1 pseudogene is annotated in these 414 nt (G+C 66.4%); it reads left to right on the forward strand.

The features are described 5' to 3' along the window. Positions 1–414: pseudogene (locus EFT72_RS19015) on the forward strand (cyclohexanone monooxygenase); the annotation flags it as partial.

Raw genomic sequence — 414 nt, forward strand, 5'->3', positions numbered from 1 at the left:
GGAAAACGCGTCGCCGTGATCGGCACGGGTTCGTCAGCGATCCAGTCGATCCCGCTGATCGCCGAGCAGGCCGCACATCTCACCGTGTTCCAGCGCACGCCGAACTTCGCGTTGCCCGCGCATAACGGTCCGGCGCCGTCGGACCGCATGAGCCTGCTGCAGGGCGATCGCGCCGCCTATCGCGAGCAGGCACGCCAATCGATGGCTGGTGTGCCCTATCCTCAGCAGACGGTCGGGAGCTGGCAGCTCACCGATGCCGAGCGCCGCGCGCGGTTCGAGGAAGCATGGGGCAAGGGCGATCTCGTCTATATCCTCACGCAGCTCTGGGCCGACCAGGCCGTCGATCTCGATGGCAACAAGATCGTTCAGGACCTGATCCGCGAGAAGATCCGCGCCGCCGTCAAGGACCCCGAG

This window comes from Clostridium sp. E02, assembly GCF_003833015.1.
GTDB lineage: Bacteria > Bacillota > Clostridia > Lachnospirales > Lachnospiraceae > Lacrimispora.